Annotated in this window: 1 rRNA gene; it reads right to left on the reverse strand. The window is 54.3% G+C overall.

Annotation, left to right across the window (positions count from 1 at the left end):
* Nucleotides 1–182: 182 nt before the first annotated feature.
* Nucleotides 183–3,308 (reverse strand): 23S ribosomal RNA (locus tag QRN11_RS22465).
* Between the last annotated feature and the right edge of the window lie 22 nt (nt 3,309–3,330).

Below are 3,330 nucleotides of genomic sequence, written 5' to 3' on the forward strand. Positions count from 1 at the left end.
TGGGGGTGGGAAAACTGTGGTTACAACATTGTGGTGTTGTTATTGTGTTGTGTTTTTGTTCCCTGGACAACGTTTTGGTTTGTTGTTTGGGAACCACATAGTGGACGCAAGCGTATCTTGTTTATCTTTTTACCCTGCTTCATGGTGTGAACGTCTTTTGAATCCGTTCACGAAGAGGGTGTGTGGTGTAAGTTATCGGCCTATTAGTACCGGTCAGCTTCACGAGTCGTTAGTCCTCGCTTCCACATCCGGCCTATCAACCCAGTGGTCTGGCTGGGGGCCTCTCACACACAAGGTGTATGGAAATCTCATCTTGAAGCGAGCTTCCCGCTTAGATGCTTTCAGCGGTTATCCCATCCGAACGTAGCTAATCAGCGGTGCACTTGGCAGTACAACTGACACACCAGAGGTTCGTCCGTCCCGGTCCTCTCGTACTAAGGACAGCCCTTCTCAAATTTCCTGCGCGCGCAGCGGATAGGGACCGAACTGTCTCACGACGTTCTAAACCCAGCTCGCGTACCGCTTTAATGGGCGAACAGCCCAACCCTTGGGACCTACTCCAGCCCCAGGATGCGACGAGCCGACATCGAGGTGCCAAACCATGCCGTCGATATGGACTCTTGGGCAAGATCAGCCTGTTATCCCCGAGGTACCTTTTATCCGTTGAGCGACGGCCATTCCACAATGTACCGCCGGATCACTAGTCCCGACTTTCGTCCCTGCTCGAGATGTCTCTCTCACAGTCAAGCTCCCTTGTGCACTTACACTCGACACCTGATTGCCAACCAGGCTGAGGGAACCTTTGGGCGCCTCCGTTACTTTTTAGGAGGCAACCGCCCCAGTTAAACTACCCATCAGGCACTGTCCCTGACCCGGATTACGGGCCGAAGTTAGATGTCCAAAGTGACCAGAGTGGTATTTCAACGATGACTCCACCCGAACTGGCGTCCGGGCTTCAACGTCTCCCACCTATCCTACACAAGCCACTCCGAACACCAATACCAAACTATAGTAAAGGTCTCGGGGTCTTTCCGTCCTGCTGCGCGTAACGAGCATCTTTACTCGTACTGCAATTTCGCCGAGTTTATGGTTGAGACAGCGGGGAAGTCGTTACTCCATTCGTGCAGGTCGGAACTTACCCGACAAGGAATTTCGCTACCTTAGGATGGTTATAGTTACCACCGCCGTTTACTGGGGCTTAAATTCTCAGCTTCGCCGTGAGGCTAACCGGTCCTCTTAACCTTCCAGCACCGGGCAGGAGTCAGTCCGTATACATCGTCTTGCGACTTCGCACGGACCTGTGTTTTTAGTAAACAGTCGCTTCCCCCTGGTCTCTGCGGCCCCGATCCCCTCCCGGACGCGTAGTCCGTTCAAGGTTGGGGCCCCCCTTCTCCCGAAGTTACGGGGGCATTTTGCCGAGTTCCTTAACCATAATTCTCTCGATCGCCTTAGTATTCTCTACCTGATCACCTGTGTCGGTTTGGGGTACGGGCGGCTAAAACCTCGCGTCGATGCTTTTCTCGGCAGCATAGGATCACCAAATCCCCCCAAACGGGGGTCCCATCAGATCTCAGGCATCATGAACAGCGGATTTGCCTACCGTTCGCCCTACATCCTTAGACCGGGACAACCATCGCCCGGCTCGGCTACCTTCCTGCGTCACACCTGTTAATACGCTTGCCTCCCAGGATCAGGTCCTGCGCTCCACCAAAACCCTTCACCCACAAGGGGTGTCGGGCAGGTCTCGGGCAGTTAGTATCCCCTGTTCAGCATGGGCGGTTTTTCGCCGGTACGGGAATATCAACCCGTTGTCCATCGACTACGCCTGTCGGCCTCGCCTTAGGTCCCGACTTACCCAGGGCAGATTAGCTTGACCCTGGAACCCTTGATCATTCGGCGGACGGGTTTCTCACCCGTCTTTCGCTACTCATGCCTGCATTCTCACTCGTGTAGGCTCCACCGCTGGTTTACACCGCGACTTCACTGCCCACACGACGCTCCCCTACCCATCCAAACGCCTGAACCACAAGGGCTTAGCTAATATTTGAATGCCACAACTTCGGCGGTGTACTTGAGCCCCGCTACATTGTCGGCGCGGAATCACTTGACCAGTGAGCTATTACGCACTCTTTTAAGGATGGCTGCTTCTAAGCCAACCTCCTGGTTGTCTGAGCAACTCCACATCCTTTCCCACTTAGCACACGCTTAGGGGCCTTAGTTGGTGGTCTGGGCTGTTTCCCTCTCGACTATGAAGCTTATCCCCCACAGTCTCACTGCTGCGCTCTCACTTACCGGCATTCGGAGTTTGGCTGACGTCAGTAACCTTGTAGGGCCCATTAGCCATCCAGTAGCTCTACCTCCAGCAAGAAACACGCAACGCTGCACCTAAATGCATTTCGGGGAGAACCAGCTATCACGAAGTTTGATTGGCCTTTCACCCCTACCCACAGCTCATCCCCTCCATTTTCAACTGAAGTGGGTTCGGTCCTCCACGACGTCTTACCGTCGCTTCAACCTGGCCATGGGTAGATCACTTCGCTTCGGGTCTAGATCACGCCACTGCAACGCCCTATTCAGACTCGCTTTCGCTACGGCTTCCCCACACGGGTTAACCTCGCGACGTAACACTAACTCGCAGGCTCATTCTTCAAAAGGCACGCCGTCACAACTACTAAGGTTGCTCCGACGGATTGTAAGCACACGGTTTCAGGTACTGTTTCACTCCCCTCCCGGGGTACTTTTCACCTTTCCCTCACGGTACTGGTCCGCTATCGGTCATTAGGGAGTATTTAGGCTTATCAGGTGGTCCTGACAGATTCACACGGGATTTCTCGGGCCCCGTGCTACTTGGGATACTCTCCAGGCGGTACACAACATTACAGTTACGGGGCTCACACCCTCTCTGGCCGGCCTTTCAAGACCGTTCACCTATGCCTGCACATCACACCCCACTGTCCCGGCAGAGACAGAACGGAAAGTCCCACAACCCCGACCATGCAACGCCCGCCGGCTATCACACATGGAACGGTTTAGCCTGATCCGCGTTCGCTCGCCACTACTAACGGAATCACTATTGTTTTCTCTTCCTGCGGGTACTGAGATGTTTCACTTCCCCGCGTTCCCTCCACGCACCCTATGTGTTCAGATGCGGGTCACCAGGCAACTCGCGCCCCTGGCGGGGTTTCCCCATTCGGACACCCTGGGATCACAGTCCGGTTATCGACTCCCCCAGGCTTATCGCAGATTCCTACGTCCTTCTTCGGCTCCTAATGCCAAGGCATCCACCGTGTGCTCTTAAAAACTTGACCACAAAAGATCAAAAAACTAATT

The sequence above is a fragment of the Pseudarthrobacter sp. fls2-241-R2A-168 genome, from assembly GCF_030209335.1.
Taxonomy (GTDB): domain Bacteria; phylum Actinomycetota; class Actinomycetes; order Actinomycetales; family Micrococcaceae; genus Arthrobacter.